We start from the raw sequence: 18130 nt of genomic DNA on the forward strand, positions 1-18130 counted from the left end.
GCGATCGCATCTTGCGCTAGTCGATAAGCATTAGTTACAACCTAGATTGAGGTGACTTATCGGGGGTATCCCTGCAAGATGAGTAATTGTCAAGAAATCATGACAATAACGATCGCTAAAATGGCGCAAAACCGTTAAACCATGTAAATTAAAGGCGATCCCCCCTTGACGGATGGGGGCAAAATTTTGTTAGATAGTGTGAAGACACCGAAATTGTCGATTGCTGATAGCTGAGACAATGATTTCAGGGTTTAGTCAATGCGGTTAACGGTTGGATGTTTGGACGCAATTTAGTCACCTGCGATCGAGTATCATCTCGACCTTTGCAGATTCTAGAAATTTCACCAACAGCTTAAACATAGTTAGTCGATCGACCAACTAACAGCAGCAAATTTTCTTTTGTGACAAACAAGTGTAGATCCAAATTTACAGAATCTAGATCTACACCATAATTCGGAGATTCAGATCGTGACTAAAGACAACGCATTAGAAGAAATGACTCTCAGACAACTGCGCCGCGTGGCGAGTGTCTGTGGAGTATCCCGTTACAGTAGGATGCGGAAATCCCAACTCCTGGAAGAAATTCAAAAAATTCAGAGCAATACCAATAGTCCATCTACCGAACTGGAGGCACAATTAACAGTGGAAGCAGGCAAATTTGAACTTGGAATCGTTGTCGATCTTACGGCGGAGGAATTAGCAGGGGTAGATGAAGGATTGGGTGATTTGCCTAGTGGCTATGGAGATAGTCGAATTGTCTTATTACCACGCGATCCTCAATGGGCTTATGCTTATTGGGACATTCCGATCGAGCACAAAAATGAACTGCGCCATCATGGTGGACAACAATTAGCTCTGCGGATTTATGATGTCACTGACATCAATTTGGACTATCAAAGTCCCCACAGTATTCAAGAGTATCCGATCGATGAGATGGCACGAGAATGGTATGTACCAATTCCTGTGAGCGATCGATCCTACGCGATCGATATCGGTTATCGTTGTGGTGATGGACGGTGGTTGGTGCTGGCTCGATCGGCATCTGTCGGCATTCCCCCTGTTTACCCCTCTGACTGGATTGAAGATGTCTTCATCACCGTACCGTGGGAAGAAGAATTGATCGACAGAACATTTGTCGAGCTGATCCCGCCGAGCTACAAGACAGCAGATGCTGGTGGAGCTGGTACCAATGCAACTGGTACCGCCCAGACAACTGGCAATAGTAATACCGAACAGAACGCTATCTACGAGCGGATCTTTGGGATGACAGCATCAACCGAATCCTTGCGAATTTCTGGCTCACTGTATGGTTCCATGCAGCAATCACCGCTAGAGTCGGTTAGTTCCTTTGTGTTCCCCTCTGGAGTTGGGATGTGGGCACAACCGACTACTTTCGGCATGAATATGTCTGGGGTGGGGATGTCTGGCGTTGGGATGTCAGGAATGGGCATGGATAGCAGCGATCGTCAGCGTCAATTCTGGCTGATTGCTGATGCCGAATTGATCGTCTACGGTGCTACCGAACCCGATGCGGTAGTTTCGATCGGCGGACGACAAATCAAGCTCAATCCCGATGGTACGTTCCGCTTCCAGATGTCCTTCCAGGATGGAAATATCGACTATCCGATCGTCGCTGTCGCTAAAGATGGCGAACAACAACGCTCGGTACATATGACATTCGATCGATCGACTCCTTCACGGAATACCAATACTAAGGAAGAAGCCGTCGCTGAAAAATGGTTCTAACTGCATAGTATTGCCAAACTTAGTCAATAGTCTAAATTATCCCTGTCAATCTTCACGGTTGATGGGGATAATTTGTTAGGATCGAGGGATAGATTTGGTTAGCCTCAGACAGTTAAAGCTGTTATCCTGTAGTTATTACGCCCGATTATTATTCCCAACAATAATTCGTTCGAGAGCGATATTTTTTCACTGAGATTGGTAAACTCTTTACCCATTTAGAGGAAAAACGAGCCTCACTACATGCACATTGCCAGGGTGGAATTGATGTCGATCGCCAGTAATCGAACAAAATTAATTAGTTATGTATTTTTACGATTTAAATATCCCCCATCCTCTATCCTCAGATCTCCTAGACAATGACTAATGTTACACAATCTCGCGATCGACAGATAAAATCGCCAGTGCTCCCAGATAATGATTGGCGATTATTATTAAGGTTATTACCTTATGCTCGTCGCAGTGGTAAGTTATTTTTTATATCATTTGGACTATTAGTACCTTTAGCGATCGCCAATGCGATCCAGCCGTTGATTATCGGACAGGCAATATCCAAAATTAGGAATGAAACAACCTGGGATTTTGTCCGCGATCTATCGATGTTAGATGGATTGAATTTACTCACTCTGATCCTGATGGGTACAGTAATTATCAGGTTAATATTGACAGCAATTCAAGGCTATACCGCTCAACGGATCGGACAACAAATCACCGCAGATATTCGGAACGATTTATTCGATCGAGTCACATCATTAGCGGTGAGATTTTTCGATCGCACACCCGTTGGTAAATTGATTACCCGATTGACTAGTGATGTCGAAGCTCTCGGCGATGTCTTTACCAATGGTGCAATTGGGATCGTCAGCGATCTGCTGTCGATCTTCGTGATGATTTATTATATGTTCATGCTTCAGTGGCAAATTGCCACCATGCTATTGGTGATGATGATCCCAGTAGCGGCATTGGTAATTTACTTTCAGCATGAATATCGCAAAGCCAATTATCGCGGGAGAGAAGAGTTATCTTTACTCAACTCGATGGTGCAAGAAAATGTCGTCGGAATTAATGTCGTTCAACTATTTCGGCGAGAAAAATATAATGCCGAACTCTTTCGGACGATCCGCGATCGCTATGTCAAAGAAATTGATAAAACCAACTTTCACGACTCAGCCGTATCCGCAACTTTAGAGTGGATTTCCCTCGTAGCGATCGCTGGAGTCCTGTGGATGGGTGGGTTGATGGTACTCGACAAAACATTAGAGATTGGGACATTAGCCGCATTTATTTTGTATGCCCAAAGACTATTCGATCCATTGCGGCAATTTGCTGAGAAATTCACCGCAATTCAAGCAGGATTTACCGCAGTAGAACGGATTAATGATATTCTCAACGAGCCGATCGAAATTAAAGATGTCGATGATGCCCAAAGGTTGCATCTAACTCATATCGATAGTGCCGCTCAAGGTGAAATTTGCTTTGAGCATGTTTGGTTTGCCTACAATGACGATGACTATGTGATTCGCGATCTAGATTTTACAATTAAACCAGGTGAAAAAATCGCCTTAGTCGGCCCGACTGGTGCGGGGAAAAGCTCGATTATTCGCTTGCTCTGCCGTCTATATGAGCCAACAAAGGGGCGAATTTTAGTTGATGGTGTAGATATCAAAAACATCACTCAAGCCGAACTACGTCGCTATTTGGGCGTGATTCTGCAAGATGGTTTTCTATTTGCTGGCGATGTCCGTACGAATATTACCCTGGGGGAAGACTATACCGAAGCTGAAATTGTGGAGGCGGCTAAATCGACGAATATCGATCGATTTATCACCCAACTTCCCCAAGGCTATGACACGAAGCTGCGAGAACGCGGTTCAAATTTATCCGCCGGACAAAAACAGCTAATTGCCTTCGCTCGCTCGATAATTCGCAATCCACGGATTTTAGTCCTCGATGAAGCTACCGCTAGTTTGGATGTGGGTACCGAAGTATTGGTTCAAGATGCCCTCAATCGGTTGATTATCGATCGCACCGCAATTATCATCGCCCACCGTCTGTCAACAATTCGGAACGTCGATCGGATCTTTGTACTCAAACAAGGCACTCTAGTTGAATCTGGCTCTCATGAGCTATTACTCCAACAGGGCGGCTTGTATGCGAGTTTATATCAGCTTCAAATGTTGGGGACTTAGGGTAAGGGATCGGGGTTAGAGAAAAAAGATTGACAAAAATGGATCGAGCAAGTATTATCTATTTAGTGTGAGGAGCGAATCAAGAAGAAGACCGAGACGAAACACGGCCAGTCGTCGGTCTTCTTTTTGATTTTATATCTAATAACAAAGATTTTGACTATTACGGCACCCAGCGACTAAGCGTTGAGAATAAACTTTTCGATGGCTACAGCGACACCATCTGCATCCACATGTGGAGCAACCCAATCACCCAGAGATCGGACATCCTCAGGGGCATTGCCCATCGCAACACCGATCCCAGCATAAGCCAGCATTTCGACATCATTGTAATTGTCCCCGATCGCCAGAACATTTTCCGCCGTAATTCCGAGTAATTTCACAAGATAATCGATCGCGTTACCTTTATTGACTCCAGCTTGGGTAGTTTCTAAGAAGATCGGGACGGAGGTAGTTACGTGCAACTTTGCTGGTGTATAACGTTGGCGCAATTCGGTTAGTAAGGATTGGATCAGCGCGATATCTTCAGACATGGCGAGGATTTTTGTAGGACGCTCGGTTAAGACTGTGCGGAGATCTGGTGCGGCGATGACTTCGACACCACTACGTCCGATATATGCTTCCGTATCGGGGTTGATCTCCCGCACGTACAAGCGATCGTCGCGATAGACATGAATTGATAATTTGTCGCGTAAATGGGATTGCTCGAAATAATCGATTAATTCTTGGGCGATGTCGATCGGTACGGGGAGATGTCGATGAGTTATTCCTGTGGCTGGATCTTGAATCCACGCCCCTTGATAGGCGATTAGCGGCAGATCCGCGCCGATCTCATGGTGAAACCGCAAGGCAGATTTATACATTCTCCCCGTGGCAATCCCGACGCGGACTCCTTGCGCTTGGGCAGCTTCGATCGCGTGTTTGACTCTAGAACTTACCTGATTGGAGCTTCCCGCGATCGTGCCGTCGATGTCTACGATCAGGAGTTTAATTTGGGCGGTGCTGAGTGATGACATGGTTACAGGAGTATGGATCTGAAGCCACGTATCAGCCTATCATACCAAATCCATCTGAGATCTTCTAAGCAGTCCTATTTGATTTGTAAGAAGCTCGTAGGGTGTATTATCGCGACAGCGTAACGCACCAAAGAATAAATCTCATGAATCATTTGAGATCTTCTAGTGGGCAGCTAATCGGTAGGCGATGAGAACTTGTAAGGTGCGATTTTCTTAGTGTGGGCAGAACCCGGATCTGGGGGTTGTCTTGATGCGCTAAACCCTCGGGGAACCCGAGGAGCGCGCATCGCTCCGACCCCCAGACCCCCCGTTGAGGAGCGGAACGCTGTCTTGTCTCGCTAAACCCTCGGCAGAGCCGAGGAGCGCGAGCCGCCGCCCCCTCAAACTCCCCTGCGTATGGATGGCTTGTGTGAGCGACTCGCGCTCCTCGGGTTCCCCGAGGGTTTAGCGAGTCAAGACAGCTTGGAGCGGCATTCACTTCACTCTAGATGGTAGTTGAAGGTTGCTTGACTAGAATTTAGTGAGATTTATTCGAGCCATCTCTTTCTATTCGCTTCGGTGCGTTACGCTTCGAAATAACACACCCTACAACTACTATTCCCTTCGGTGCGTTACGCTTCGCGGTAACACACCCTACAATATTCTTACTGTCAACTAATTAAGCCATGGCTGCGCGCTCGGCAATGATTAACGGTAGGGTAAGTTGATAACCTCGATTGTTAGTCACGATTTCAATTTTACCGCCGTGGGATTTGGCGAGGCTGTGACTGAGTGATAAGCCCAAACTAACGCGGAGTTGCCCCAGATTGGTTTCGGTAGTGGGGCTGGGTGGCTGTTGGGAACCGTTAGGGATTGCTGTTTTGTGACGCTTTGAGCCTGGGAGCGGTGGTACAGTATTTTCTACCCACTCCTGTTTGAGGATGACTTGAGGATCGTTGGTAGCGATCTGAATCTGTAATCCATCAGTGAGATTGGTGAGCGCGATCGAGATTTGAGAGTCGATCGCACTAGCATGGATCAAGCTCAGACACAGATAGTAGACGATCTGACGCACTTTGTCTTTATCCAATAACCAGATCCGGCTCGTCAGTAATGGATCGTCACAGAGATTTAGGACGATCTGCTGCTGTTTTTTCTGGGTTAGGGCTTCTAAACTCTGAATTGCTAGTTGACAGAGCATTTCTAGATCTACTGACTTGAGCGTGAGTTGGTGCTGCTGAAAGTCAAATCCACCAAGCTGAGAGATTTCCTCGACGATCGTTACCAGTTGGCGACTACTATGATGGATGATACCTAGATAGTCTTTTTGCTTGCTACTCAATGGTCCATAAATTTCCTGCTGCAAGACACTTGCCATCCCCAGCACAGAAGTAAGTGGGGTACGGAGTTCTTGGGCGAGGTGAGTCAGTAGTTTAAACTGGATTTCACTTTGGAGTTGGGGATAAACTGAGAGGCGTGTAGATGGGATGATTTGTCGATCGGGATTGTCCAAAGTGGTGGATATCTCCATCGCCACGCGGGATTTTGAATCGCGCTGGGGTGGCTGTACTGGGGGACTAAGATGCTCCGAGGCTGCTACAGGATCGTCAAATCCCGAAATTGCTCCATACCGCAGCTCCCCAATCCAGCGATTTAGCTGGGCTTGACTCAATAATTTTCGCTCGAATTCACTGGCGACAAGACGGCTGACTAATTGGAGTAAGTCGATGTCTCGATCGCTAAATTGGTGCGGTTTAAAATCTAGAATCGCTAGCGTTCCCAATCGATCGTTCGCGGCGGTGATAATAGGTACGCCTAAATATGCCTGAATACCATGTACCCGACACAGTGACGATCGAGCTAATTGTGGATGTTGGTGACAATTAGTTACGCTAAAGCTGTGTGTGCAAATGGTTCGATCGTGAAAATACTCCAATCCAGCTAACTCAATGGGTAAATTAGGCTGATGCGGCAGATGGATAAATTGCTCTAATCCAGCGATCGAGCCGATTTGGTAGCCCGATCCGGCGATCGCGGTGAGGATGGCGACAGGCGCATCGGTGAGGCGCATAGCCTGCGCGGTTGCTTCGGCAAATATCGGCATAGGCGATTGCTCGATGCTCAATTCAGGGAGTGGTGAGGATTGAAGCGATGTAGACTTAGCTACGTGGCTATTGGGGCTAATATCTAGATCTTGGTTTGAATTGAGCATGGGACAATTGCCCGGAGTGGGATAAATAAAATTTTGACGATCGGAGCGATAAAATGTGTCTATACCTAAAATTCCCACACAAATAGGTTAGAGCAACATTTTGGTACTAGATTGGAGTAGTCTATTGAAGTTTTTTGAGAGGTTTACGGAATTATCGATCGTGTCACTGTAGTAAGTGCCAAGATTACCTCTGGCAAAAAATCATGAAAGCCTCCTACTACTCTGCTATTCTAGCTCTAGCCACATTATCTACCTTGGTGCCCCTTGCAGTTGTCCCTGTGAACGCACAATGTGTGATGAATGACATCAATTTCCAATCATCGATCGGTGGTTCTAGACAACCAGCTAATCAATCCAATAATGTCAGTCAAGGTTCGACTGGCGGTTGCGTTGGCAACACCGTCAATACTACCAATGTCCAATCTCAGACTGGCGGTACCGAGCGCACTACTCAACGCCGTCAAAGTACCCAGCAAATTAACGGTAGTAATAACAGCCCGACTGGAATTAATATGGATCCTGTAAAAATCAGAACAAACGTTCAAATTCAGGTAGATAATCCAGCCGATCGGTTACGTCGCTAGATCGACTCTCGATCGAGCTAAAATCGGGGTAATCGATCCGATTACCCCGATTTTACTCTCTTCCCACCGCAGAGATATGCATCCACCACTACACTAAATGTCTAATTTGCCACTAGAAAGGGAGTAGTTATCTCGAAGATTTAGTAGAGCGATAATCCACACAATCTACCGCTTCTTCTTTCAATGCTTTATAGGGATGAACGGTACATTTGAGATTGTATTCGCCTGTAAAAAAGACACAGCGATCGCAAGGGATCTGATGCAGTTTTTGGAGATGCTTCCAATCTTTTTTTAAAGTCTTATAAACAGAGCGGCTATAGCTGAATATACTAAACGCCATCCCAACCATAAAAGCGAAGCTGAAGATAGTTGGTATGAGTTGAGCTAAAACCTGGATCGACATAGTAGATTAAGCAAGCGAGATTTAGTAGGATCGAGCTGATAAGGGACGTAGTTCGACTGCACCGATCGATTGAGGTTGTTCTAGGCTAGATCCATACAGATCGACATACCGCTTAAAAAGCTGCATTGTATCGCGGTTGGAGCCTTGGGTAGACTTGACGCGGCGGTGAAGATTTCCATTAGCTAGCTTGTGCAGATAGGGCAAATCTTCAAATAAGGTGATGCAAGATGCACAATGTAAAAACATTTGCATAATTGGCTTAGGAAATACTAGATCGCTATAGATATCAATAAATAATTTGTGTGCATTGTCACCTAGTGGTAAGATATTAAAAAGTATAATAATCTTACGACCATTGTAGATTGGAATGCTCAGTTCGATCGTGTAAGGAGTGTGTAGAGTCAACTCTACTTCGACCACAGGCTGTCGCCACATTCTCAAGATGTTCAGCGAAGTATTGAGGCTCGTTTTGAATTTAACACTACCACCGATATTTGTTGATTCAATTTGACTGACATTACCAACTTTTAGCCCATTGAGACTAAGACCATGAACTTGTTCTAAATGCTTTAGATTTAGCAAGTGGTAGATCTGACAAAGATAAGGAATCGGTAGAACGTATTCTTGGCTGATCTTGTGGTATTTATTGAGCTGAAGCATTCTGGCTTCAGTCTGGCGGAGATAATCGGCGTGTGGGGGTGTGACTGAAGAGAGCTTATAGTACTTGAGCGTACTCATGCTCTTGATATCCGAGCTGTCGATCTCTAAATTGGCAGTAGTCATATGTCAGTTTCCTGAGTTTGGTGCAGCAAAACATCGAGCTTTGCGCTTGGTGTCTGCGTGGATTTGGCAGGTGACTCAACGTCAATTACACTCACCATCCAAAAATGAACTAGTCGATATCGCGATGTGTGTAACTATCGGCATCTAAACACAAGGGCATGGGGTGTGAACTCCATGCCCTCGCTAACATTTAGACTGTTGCCCTTGTGCTAGGACGAAGCCTTGACTGTTGCAGGAACGATGTCTAGTTCGGGGGCATCATGTGCCATCCCGTTTTCGTTACCCTGCTCTCGATCGAATTTGGTCTTGGCGACGGCAATCGCAAATATATATAGACCAAATATGGGCTTGGCTAGTATATCGGCGATCGTATAACCGAGTTGCACTCCAACTGTTGCCGAGGTGCCTGTAACGCCAATCAGGGGCAAGATGTAGGCGATCGGGTAAACGCCCCAAGAGAGTAGCAGTAGTAACCGCATAGTGCGAACTAGCTTCTGCACGCTTTCAGGTTGGCGTTCGAGTGATTTGGATAGTTCTACCCACAGTACATAAATAATGTAAACAAAAGGAATCGTGCTCAGAGTCCCCCAGATCGCCCGCGTCGTGAAATCATTGGAGATCTCACCAGGGTAGCCCAAGCCAATCATCAGAATCGATGCTCCCACCAGTTTGGTGAGTAAAGGTTTGGCTTCTGTACCAGGTAGTGCTAATACGGCTACTGTCTCGACTAATAGCAATGGCACGGTGAGGAGCCAATCGACATAACGGTAAGCATCATTGAACGGTACGCCAGTGAGGGTGTAAACGCCGTTCTGTAAGCTATAGGCTGCACCCCAACTGTCGAAGATGCGGAAGTAGTGATAGCCAGCGATGCTAACCAAGACCGCCGAAACAACTAATGCTAACCGATATTTCTGACCTACTTGTGCTTGAGCACTCAAGAAAAATAGGGCGGAGCCAAACATCGCCGCGATCGCCAATGAGAAAGCGTTGTAAATTAGATTGAATTGACTAGATGATAAGGACTGAACTGTTGACAACCGACTGGAAGTGTCTTCATTCAGCAATCCTAATAGTGCAAAGTCTGACAGTGAAGAAGCTAATATCATTAGTTTTGTCTCCATAAGGTCGAGTTTGCATCCAAACTGCAACCTGTGTTCTTAAATTTGCGAAGCTTTAATGAAACTGGAGCCGATCTAGAGAAAGCTATAAGTCAAGCTTTCTCTAAATTCAAACTGAGTTATGATGGAACAACTAGGTGATTCTCCAGTGGAGATGCTGCACCAGCGATCGTGCTGACTAGACTGAATGTACACAATAATCTAGATCGAGCTACGGTGTGGGGATAGTTGTATTTGTGATGGTGTTCATAATGTTGTAGAAGTGTAGAACTCCTTGACCAGATAAGTATTCTGTCAGAAGAGCGGCTACAAATCCGAGCATTGCAAAGCGACCATTCCAGATTTCAGCTTGAGGGGTAAAGCCCCAACGCCATTGATTGCGATCGGCGTTAACAGCAGGAATTACTTTTGTAGAAGAACTTGTCATGATGACTACTCCAAGATTGTGGTAATAAGAACTAGATCGATCGTCTCAGATAAAGTTGATGTTGATGTCTGCAACACTTGCAGCATCTTTAGGCTCTCTGATTTATCTATCTTTACAAATCTTATCAGTTGGCTAGTTGTAGGTATATCTGTCAAATGGATGAGTTCTGCTATCAATATGGTAGTCAGTAGATGGAGAATGTACAGAAAGCCTAAAGCCTAAAGCCTAAAGCCTAATCCTCAGGAATGATGGATGGGGAGTCGCACCTTAAATAGGCTGCCTTGCCCTGGGGTAGAAGTCACGGTAATGGTGCCAGAATGTGCAGTGACGATGCGAGCGACAAGGTGCAATCCTAGCCCGCTACCTGCTTGTCTATGGGTGCCTGTGCGAAAACGTTGGAAGATCGTTGTTTGGTCTTCTGGAGACATGCCTAGTCCGGTGTCTCGGACATCGATCGAAGCCCAGCCATTGAAATTATCCGCCTCGTCGGCTGTGGCGGGATAGAAATCTAGTTTGAGTTCGACTGTGCCAGCGTCGGTAAATTTGAGTGCATTACCGACGAGGTTGGCGATCGCGCGGCGAATTTCTTGGCAGTCGCCGAGGACTTGGAGCGACTGAGGATCGGGGAGATCGCTAGTGACGGCAAGCTCGATCGATTTGTACTGTGCCAATGGTTGGAGTTGTTCGACTACGGCGTGCATGATGTCCCACATATCGCACTTAGTCAAGGTTAGAGCTTTATTTCCAGACTCGTAGCGGTTGACTTCTAGGAGCGTGTTGACTAGTTCTAGGAGGTTTTGGTTGCTGCGATTCATCGCATCTAGAGCTTCGTGCATTTCGGCTGAGAGTGGACAAAATGCCTCCTGCTCAAATAGCTTGAACATCAGGTTGGCGGCTACTAGCGGGGTTCGTAGATCGTGGGTGAGGTGGGCGATGAAGTCTTCGCGTTGGAGGTTTTGAATTTCGATCTGGGCGCGTTGTTGTTCGAGATCGTGGTTTTGTTTTTGTAGTAGTTGGTTGTTTTGCAGGAGTTGCTTGCTGGTAGCGATGACTTCGCGTTCCGATCGATCGAGCCGGATGGCATTGCGGAGGATTTGGGTGAGGGTTTCGGGCGAAATTTGCGATTTGGGCAGGTAATCGGTAGCACCAGCTTGCATCAGCTCGACGGCGATGCGTTCGTCGCCTTGCCCTGTTAGTACTACTAGGGGATGCTCGATCTCCAATAGGCAAGCGGATTTGACTAGCTCTAGCCCATTTTGGTCGGGAAGTCCGTAGTCTACGAAGGTACAATCAAACAGCTCGGTTTCGAGCAAGGTGAGTGCTTCGGCACAGGTGGCGGCTTCTGTGATAACAAGATCGATTCCAGACTTGATCAGGGCGCGTCTGACTGCTAGGCGATCGACTTCATCATCATCGACGATCAATATTCTTAGTGTTTCTTCCATTTCATGTGGTGGATGAGTGTTTGGTGTGTCTTGGAGAATGTTTGGAAATACGGAGATTCTCCTGTGTTGTCTCCCTCAACCTTTGGGGAACAAAGGCATAAGGGAGCCGCTGCTTGGTACCGTTCGGGTTTCCCCTTTTTTGAGCTACCGTGTAAACAAGTCTATTTGAGTTGATGCTTAGTCCTATAGCCCACCGAAAACGAAATCAAGCCGACTTATCGGTACGCGGTGGCTTTTGAAGAAGGGTTAGGGGGATCTGCTAGGACGATCGAGTCCTGCCCAGCCGGAAATGGATCGACAGTAGGTGCTCGATCGAGGAAGGTTGGCGCAGGGAAGACTAATAACGCTATCGACTATCAACTATCAACTATCAACTATCAACTGTTCAAGCCATCTCACACTGTGCCCAGTATTTGTTTAACGTCACCATCAGATCGACAAATGTGCCAAAGGTGACGGGTTTGAGCATGTAGCCAGCGACATTGAGATCGTAAGCCTGAACTCGATCGCGTTCTTCGTTGGAGGTGGTTAGTACTACTACTGGAATGTGTTTGAGGATCGGATCTGCGCGTAATTGATGCAAAAATTCGATCCCATTCATTTTGGGCATATTTAGATCTAGTAAGATCAGTCGGCGTTCTGGTGGCATGGAGGATGGCAGACCTGGGCTGGCTCGGAGTATTTCTAGAGCTTCTAGACCGTTTCCAGCAAAGTATAGTGGGCTATCGATCTGTCCTTTTTTAAAGGCACGTTGGACGGTCATCACGTCTACTTCGTCATCTTCAACTAGTAAAATATTTAGCATTAAATTCTCAGTCATGGGACATCACTGGCGACGATATCTCGATTTTCCATCGGAGAGGTACAGCCAACGATAATTGGCTGTTTGAGCCAGGTAAACCGGAAGATCGCACCTCTCCCAGCTACTGATTCTAGCTGAATTGTACCGCCTTCGGCAGCAACTACTTTTTTGACGATCGCGAGTCCGGCCCCGATATTTTCTTGGAGATCGCGGGCTTTGAGGGTCTGAAAAATAGTATAAATTCTGGTTTGATATTCAGGTTCGATGCCATCGCCGTTATCGGAGATCGCGAACTCATATCGATCGCCTAGATCGATCGTCGATATCTCAACTATACCTACTTTTGTAGGGTGATGCCGAATGGCATTGTCGATTAGGTGGGTAAATACTTGTTCGAGTGGTTGCCAGCGAGTATTCATGATGGGCATCCCCGTGCCAATGTTAATGACAAAAGTGGCTGGCGGGGCTAGAGCTTGGATGATTTTGTGGAGTAGTTGCTCGACATTGACGGTGATAATTGCGGTCTGGGTGCGTCCCGCGCGGGAGTATTCTAATAAACTATTGAGCAGTGCCTGCATCCGATACACTCTGCCCCTGAGCAGATATAGTTGCAAGCGGGTTTCCTCAGAAATACCTGTACCGAGGTCTTCTTCAATCCATTCTGACAGGCTGGCGATCGCCCGGAGTGGTGCTTTGAGGTCGTGAGAAGTGATGTAGGCAAATTGGTCTAGCTCTTGGTTGCTTTGGCTGAGTAATTGGTTGCTTTGGCTGAGTGAATCGTTGAGCTGCGAGAGTTGTCTGGCTTTGGCTGCGAGTTTGGCTGCTGCTTGTTGACGATCGGTAATGTCGCGAATGATGGCAATCCGGTCTTCATCAAATTCAATCCCGTTCATAGAGACTTCGATCGGAAACCATTCACCATTTTTGCGTTGTCCCATTGCCTGCCAGATTTGACCGTTGGGCACTGCTTTGACGAGCAAATCGGGTTCGTAAAATAGCATCTTTTGAGTATCATCGGCTACTTGGTTCAGCAGTTGGTGCCAATGCCAGCCAATTACTTCGTCGGGAGTATAGCCAAACATCTCGATCGCGGCGTTGTTGAAACTTTCAATTTTGCCTTGAGCGTTGACGATCGCCACGCCATCGACGATGTTGGCAACGATCGCCTCGATCAGGCTGCGGCTCTCGCGCAGTCGAAGTTCTCGATCTCGCAATTCTGTGGCTAATTGTTTCAATAACCGCACTGCTAGAGCAGTCCCAACCAGCCCGATCGAGATCCCCACCCACGTAGCAGTGATGTTGAGTTGTTGCTGCTCTTGAAGACTTCGAGTGCGTTCTGCCAGGAACCGATATTCTTGGTCTTCAAACTCGTCGATGACTGCCCGAAATCGATCCATCTGTTGCTTACCGTCGAGCAAGCGTCCGATCGTCGTTGTAGCATCTGCGATCTGTTGTGTTTCTACTCGTTGGATCGTCCCTTGGAGCAAATCCATCCGATTTCGGGCGATCTGGGTCAGCATTTTTGCGCGTGTCAATTGGTTTGGATTATCGGCAACGAGCTGTTCTAAGCCAACTAAGGTGGAATCTAGTTTGGTAATTGCAAGATTATAGGGTTGGAGAAAAACTTTTTCTTTGGCAATGTAGTAGCCCCGCACTCCAGTTTCGGCATTTAGTAAACTAATAAAACTACTCTGACTTGTTGCTAAAACTTGGTGGGTGTGGTCTACATACATCTGCGCCGCGAGCATTTCTCGCTGCAATAGGATGTGAGTGACTACCGTTCCGAGGAGACACAACAGCGGGATACAAATGGCGATCGCCCCCCGACCCTCGATCGGCAGCTTTTTCCAATAATTTTTAAATTTTCGCCACGAAGGGTTCATTCGCTTCACTACTCAACACACCACCACTCACACCAACATTTTACCGATCGCTGAGTATTTCTGCTCACCTAGTCTAGGCTACAGGCGATCGGTTTCTAAACACATGAATGCACACTTTAGCTCTTTTGTCAAGTTTTTTATTCGGAAAGTAGGCTGGCAATGGAGTCAGTGACATAATCATAATTTTAATCGATCGGTAGTTTAGGCAGTGAGTATGGCAAACAAACTAATCATCCACTATTCTACTACCTTAACTCTCTATCCTTTGACCGATAACGATCCAGACCATTTAAATAGTTGACAAAGCACTCGATAACAGCGTAGATGGGTACCCATCAAGGGCACCTCTACAGGTTAATTGTGTAGGGATGGGCATGAAGCAACGCCCTCCAGGGGTGATGCTATATCTCTCCGAGAATAACATGGTACTGTGGAGACGGCAATTGTTAATCGCCGCCTCCAAATCGATTGATGATTACCTCTTGTGGCAACTTTTGCAAGTAAAATATTAATAATTACTATAAGTTTAATGGTTTATCAAATATCGATTATTAGAGGTTATTTTGGATGAGTGATATTCGGGTAGTCTTGATTGAAGATCATGATGTGGTGCGAATCGGTTTGCGGACTGTTTTGCAGATTCAAGCAGGAGTTCAAGTGGTTGGAGAAGCTACAACTGGGCCACAGGGATTGGCATTGTTGCAGACAACCGAGGTAGATGTAGCCTTGGTAGATATCGGATTGCCTGGGATGGATGGGATCGAGCTAGTGCAAAAGTTTCGGCAGTTTCAGAAAGAGCAGCAGCGGACAACGACTAAAATCATCATGCTGACGATGCAGGGCAATGAAGAAACTGTAATTGCTGCTTTTGCGGCTGGTGCCGATTCATACTGCATGAAAGATGTCGGTATCGAGCAACTGATCGAAGCGATTAACATGACTCACACGGGCAATGCTTGGATCGATCCAGCGATCGCCAGTATCGTGCTGCGGCAAATGCGACAGAGTATCGGCAAGCCATCTAGTCCCAAACAGACGATCGAGATTAGGTCATTGGAACCTGAATACGAGCAGGTACTAGCCTCAGATCCAGTCACCGAGCGCGAACGCGAAGTCCTCGAACTGATGGTCGCAGGTTGTACCAATGTAGCGATCGCCGAGCGGTTATTCATCACTGTGGGTACAGTCAAAACCCATGTGCGGAATATCCTCGCCAAGCTGTGTGCTGATGACCGGACGGAAGCCGCAGTTAGAGCGTTGCGATCGGGTATTATCTCGTAGTGCGTGGATCTAATTCTTTTGGAAGAAGTCTGTTCGATCGGGGGAGATCTACCCACACCAGATCTCCCCCGATCGAACCCATTTGGGATCTTCTGTCTTGTCGGTTTTTTTATTCGGCGTCGTTTTATTCGGGGGGAACCCCCGAATAAAAAACGACAAGACGAGGGAACCTCCGTTGGCGTATCCTTTCCGCAGGAGATATAAAACCGCCGCTGGTGGTGGACTGCGGGTTTGAAAGATCTTACGAGTGGTACTTTTTAAGGTGAGGAATTTAGCAAAAACCATGATCCAACATAAACAACAGTCCAATCTTCAACATACTCAAATCGATCGGATTGTGTCTTTACTCACAATCTCGATTTTTATGAGTGTGTCGATTGTGACTAATGCAAATGCAGAACCTACGGTGGTTAGTTATGACAGATTAGATCGAGTTGCTGCTACCTCTGTGGCTGGCACACTTAGAGAAATCGACAAGAGTACGCCCGCAACTCCAGCCGAGCGGCGAGTCGCTCAGGCTAGCGATATCACTGGAAATTGGGCAGAACCTTTTATAAAAGCCTTAGTTGAGAAGGATATTATCAAAGGCTATCCCGATGGCACTTTTAGACCAGATCGAGCCGTAACTCGTGCTGAGTATGCAGCTTTGCTAAATAAAGCTTTCACACTCCAACCAGTTCGAGCTGCACGGAAATTTCAAGATGTACCTAACAATTACTGGGCATCTGAAGTCATTCAAAAAGCTTACCAAAGTGGATTTTTAGCTGGGTATCCTAATGGTACCTTTGCACCCGATCGAAATATCACTCGGATTCAAAGTTTAGTTGCCGTCATCAATGGTAACAAGCTGACACCGACTGGTAACTCAGATACCACTAGTGGATTTGGCGATCCCGTCATCAACGGTAGTAAGCTGACACCGACTGGTAACTTAGACCTCAATAGCGTATTTGGTGATGCGGCTCAAGTGCCCAGCTATGGTCAAAATGTCCTGATTGCCGCAACGCAAAGATGTGCGGCGGTAAGTGTCGAATACGATAGTAGTAGGCTGCCTGGGGGCAACTTTGGCCCCAATACTGTAGCGACGCGTGCTGATGTTGCTGCTTATATTCACCAAATATTAGTGAGTACGGGCAAGCTGAGTGCTGTGGGGGTTTCTAGCCCTGCGAACAAGTACATCGCCTCTTGTCCTCAAGGCGTGTACGTGACGACTATTTCTGATACTACTCCTAGAGCTGCGGTCATCAGTGCAGATGAGGCGATCGCGAAATTGAGTGTGGTCGATCGATTACCAGAGCTGACTAGTAGCAATGTCAATATTTATCCAGTTGGCGGTCTAAATACTCCCAGTGCCTTTGGAGCGAGTTGGGGAAATGTATTTGTCGGTACCAGCTATCAGTCCTCGACTAGGGCGGCTCTCTATCTCAATCCGCCAAATACAGGTCAATCTAGAAATGATGGTGCGGTTTACCTGGGTGTCGGGTTGGGTGATGCCCGAAACTTTTTGGGGCTGGAGACAGTTGCTACGTCTTATAGTACCGCCAATAGTGGTCTTCTCAAAGCAGGTAGTCTGAGTTTCAAATTGCACAAACAGTTTGGGGATAACTTTGCGATCGCTGGTGGCTATGAGAATGCTATTCCCTGGAGTAACGGTTTAGATGGCGGTCAGACAGGCTATGGTGTGGCTACCCTAGTATTGAATCCCGATCCCAATTTAGGCTTTTTTAGTAATACGACGATCTCTGTTGGTGGTGGAGCGGGACGATTCCGCAATGTTGGGGATATCCGCACGGGCAAAGATGCCTATGGGGTGTTTGGCAGTCTGGGTACACGTTTGTCGCCAAACTTCTCGCTGGTTGCTGACTGGACTGGGCAAGATCTGGGAGTTGGTGTACCGATTACTATTTACCTGAGCGATAGTGCCACAATTCAGTTAGTACCATCGGTCGTCGATCTGGTAAATAAGGAAACTGGTGGTGCGCGGTTTGTGCTCAATGGCGGATTGGGTTTCCGATTCTAATCGGAGCTTCGGGACGATCGATCGATTGCGGATTTTCAATGTCTACATACTCCCTTCCCGATCGAGAAATAATAAGGACTAGATAACAGCAGAGATCTAAGAGCGTGTTTGAAAAGTTATTTTTAATACCCGCAGTTGGTGTGAATCCCCCTGTCTTGTCTCGCTTTTATGTGCGGGGGAACCCCGCCCATAGCGAGCCGCTAAATCCCCCTTAAAAAGGGGGACTAAGACTCTTGCTCCCCCTT

The 18130-nt window shown here is 46.7% G+C and carries 16 protein-coding genes; 6 read left to right on the forward strand and 10 right to left on the reverse strand.

Annotation, left to right across the window (positions count from 1 at the left end):
• Positions 1–495 precede the first annotated feature (495 nt).
• Positions 496–1746 (forward strand): DUF4912 domain-containing protein, encoded by a 1251-nt coding sequence (locus ACEW9J_RS25595; RefSeq protein ID WP_373547906.1) that lies wholly within the window; start codon positions 496–498, stop codon positions 1744–1746.
• Positions 1747–2102: 356 nt separating this feature from the next.
• Positions 2103–3932, forward strand: a complete 1830-nt coding sequence (locus ACEW9J_RS25600; RefSeq protein WP_373547890.1) for an ABC transporter ATP-binding protein — start codon at positions 2103–2105, stop codon at positions 3930–3932.
• A gap of 176 nt (positions 3933–4108) precedes the next feature.
• Here the strand turns inward: ACEW9J_RS25600 and ACEW9J_RS25605 are convergent, their stop codons facing one another.
• Together ACEW9J_RS25605 and ACEW9J_RS25610 are read right to left on the reverse strand one after the other, a co-directional pair.
• Positions 4109–4945, reverse strand: coding sequence for a Cof-type HAD-IIB family hydrolase (locus tag ACEW9J_RS25605; protein WP_373547891.1), 837 nt, complete (start codon positions 4943–4945; stop codon positions 4109–4111).
• A 658-nt stretch (positions 4946–5603) separates the two neighbouring features.
• Complete coding sequence (locus ACEW9J_RS25610) at positions 5604–7136, reverse strand: histidine kinase dimerization/phospho-acceptor domain-containing protein (RefSeq protein ID WP_373547892.1); 1533 nt, start codon at positions 7134–7136, stop codon at positions 5604–5606.
• A gap of 203 nt (positions 7137–7339) precedes the next feature.
• Between ACEW9J_RS25610 and ACEW9J_RS25615 the strand changes: the two genes are divergently transcribed.
• Complete coding sequence (locus tag ACEW9J_RS25615) at positions 7340–7720, forward strand: hypothetical protein (protein WP_373547893.1); 381 nt, start codon at positions 7340–7342, stop codon at positions 7718–7720.
• A 127-nt stretch (positions 7721–7847) separates the two neighbouring features.
• On the opposite strand, the gene ACEW9J_RS25620 is transcribed toward ACEW9J_RS25615, so the two are convergent.
• Together ACEW9J_RS25620 and ACEW9J_RS25625 are read right to left on the reverse strand one after the other, a co-directional pair.
• Positions 7848–8123: a hypothetical protein gene (locus ACEW9J_RS25620; RefSeq protein ID WP_373547894.1), complete on the reverse strand. Its 276-nt coding sequence runs from the start codon at positions 8121–8123 to the stop codon at positions 7848–7850.
• A 21-nt stretch (positions 8124–8144) separates the two neighbouring features.
• Positions 8145–8906 (reverse strand): hypothetical protein, encoded by a 762-nt coding sequence (locus ACEW9J_RS25625; protein ID WP_373547895.1) that lies wholly within the window; start codon positions 8904–8906, stop codon positions 8145–8147.
• On the opposite strand from ACEW9J_RS25625, the gene ACEW9J_RS25630 reads away from it, so the two are divergent.
• Complete coding sequence (locus ACEW9J_RS25630; protein ID WP_373547896.1) at positions 8893–9054, forward strand: hypothetical protein; 162 nt, start codon at positions 8893–8895, stop codon at positions 9052–9054. The genes ACEW9J_RS25625 and ACEW9J_RS25630 overlap by 14 nt on opposite strands.
• Before the next feature lie 61 nt (positions 9055–9115).
• Here the strand turns inward: ACEW9J_RS25630 and ACEW9J_RS25635 are convergent, their stop codons facing one another.
• From ACEW9J_RS25635 to ACEW9J_RS25655, 5 genes are all read right to left on the reverse strand, one after another.
• Positions 9116–10030 (reverse strand): bacteriorhodopsin-like, encoded by a 915-nt coding sequence (locus tag ACEW9J_RS25635; RefSeq protein WP_373547897.1) that lies wholly within the window; start codon positions 10028–10030, stop codon positions 9116–9118.
• 208 nt (positions 10031–10238) lie between these two features.
• On the reverse strand, positions 10239–10454 hold the full coding sequence (locus ACEW9J_RS25640; protein WP_373547898.1) for a chlorophyll a/b-binding protein: 216 nt from the start codon (positions 10452–10454) through the stop codon (positions 10239–10241).
• A gap of 239 nt (positions 10455–10693) precedes the next feature.
• Positions 10694–11899, reverse strand: a complete 1206-nt coding sequence (locus ACEW9J_RS25645; RefSeq protein WP_373547899.1) for an ATP-binding protein — start codon at positions 11897–11899, stop codon at positions 10694–10696.
• A 385-nt stretch (positions 11900–12284) separates the two neighbouring features.
• Positions 12285–12719, reverse strand: coding sequence for a response regulator (locus ACEW9J_RS25650; RefSeq protein WP_373547900.1), 435 nt, complete (start codon positions 12717–12719; stop codon positions 12285–12287).
• Complete coding sequence (locus tag ACEW9J_RS25655; protein ID WP_373547901.1) at positions 12716–14584, reverse strand: CHASE3 domain-containing protein; 1869 nt, start codon at positions 14582–14584, stop codon at positions 12716–12718. Before ACEW9J_RS25655 ends, ACEW9J_RS25650 begins: the two co-directional genes overlap by 4 nt.
• Positions 14585–15151: 567 nt before the next feature.
• Here ACEW9J_RS25655 and ACEW9J_RS25660 point away from each other — a divergent pair.
• Positions 15152–15865: a response regulator gene (locus tag ACEW9J_RS25660; protein WP_373547902.1), complete on the forward strand. Its 714-nt coding sequence runs from the start codon at positions 15152–15154 to the stop codon at positions 15863–15865.
• Between the two features lie 48 nt (positions 15866–15913).
• Here the strand turns inward: ACEW9J_RS25660 and ACEW9J_RS25665 are convergent, their stop codons facing one another.
• Positions 15914–16150 carry a hypothetical protein gene (locus tag ACEW9J_RS25665; RefSeq protein ID WP_373547903.1) on the reverse strand — a complete coding sequence of 79 codons (237 nt, stop codon included), beginning with the start codon at positions 16148–16150 and terminating at the stop codon, positions 15914–15916.
• Between ACEW9J_RS25665 and ACEW9J_RS25670 the strand changes: the two genes are divergently transcribed.
• Entirely contained in the window at positions 16149–17885 is a 1737-nt protein-coding gene (locus ACEW9J_RS25670) for an S-layer homology domain-containing protein (RefSeq protein ID WP_373547904.1), read from the forward strand. The two genes, ACEW9J_RS25665 and ACEW9J_RS25670, sit on opposite strands and share 2 nt — an antisense overlap.
• Positions 17886–18130 lie beyond the last annotated feature (245 nt).

It is taken from the genome of Chamaesiphon sp., from assembly GCF_041737865.1.
GTDB lineage: Bacteria > Cyanobacteriota > Cyanobacteriia > Cyanobacteriales > Chamaesiphonaceae > Chamaesiphon.

Coding starts and splice junctions, on each gene's coding strand:
- ACEW9J_RS25665 (WP_373547903.1), bottom strand. CDS start 16,150: ATGGTTTTTGCTAAATTCCTCACCTTAAAAAGTACCACTCGTAAGATC.
- ACEW9J_RS25660 (WP_373547902.1), top strand. CDS start 15,152: ATGAGTGATATTCGGGTAGTCTTGATTGAAGATCATGATGTGGTGCGA.
- ACEW9J_RS25670 (WP_373547904.1), top strand. CDS start 16,149: ATGATCCAACATAAACAACAGTCCAATCTTCAACATACTCAAATCGAT.
- ACEW9J_RS25635 (WP_373547897.1), bottom strand. CDS start 10,030: ATGGAGACAAAACTAATGATATTAGCTTCTTCACTGTCAGACTTTGCA.
- ACEW9J_RS25650 (WP_373547900.1), bottom strand. CDS start 12,719: ATGACTGAGAATTTAATGCTAAATATTTTACTAGTTGAAGATGACGAA.
- ACEW9J_RS25620 (WP_373547894.1), bottom strand. CDS start 8,123: ATGTCGATCCAGGTTTTAGCTCAACTCATACCAACTATCTTCAGCTTC.
- ACEW9J_RS25640 (WP_373547898.1), bottom strand. CDS start 10,454: ATGACAAGTTCTTCTACAAAAGTAATTCCTGCTGTTAACGCCGATCGC.
- ACEW9J_RS25595 (WP_373547906.1), top strand. CDS start 496: ATGACTCTCAGACAACTGCGCCGCGTGGCGAGTGTCTGTGGAGTATCC.
- ACEW9J_RS25605 (WP_373547891.1), bottom strand. CDS start 4,945: ATGTCATCACTCAGCACCGCCCAAATTAAACTCCTGATCGTAGACATC.
- ACEW9J_RS25615 (WP_373547893.1), top strand. CDS start 7,340: ATGAAAGCCTCCTACTACTCTGCTATTCTAGCTCTAGCCACATTATCT.
- ACEW9J_RS25625 (WP_373547895.1), bottom strand. CDS start 8,906: ATGACTACTGCCAATTTAGAGATCGACAGCTCGGATATCAAGAGCATG.
- ACEW9J_RS25600 (WP_373547890.1), top strand. CDS start 2,103: ATGACTAATGTTACACAATCTCGCGATCGACAGATAAAATCGCCAGTG.
- ACEW9J_RS25645 (WP_373547899.1), bottom strand. CDS start 11,899: ATGGAAGAAACACTAAGAATATTGATCGTCGATGATGATGAAGTCGAT.
- ACEW9J_RS25655 (WP_373547901.1), bottom strand. CDS start 14,584: ATGAACCCTTCGTGGCGAAAATTTAAAAATTATTGGAAAAAGCTGCCG.
- ACEW9J_RS25610 (WP_373547892.1), bottom strand. CDS start 7,136: ATGCTCAATTCAAACCAAGATCTAGATATTAGCCCCAATAGCCACGTA.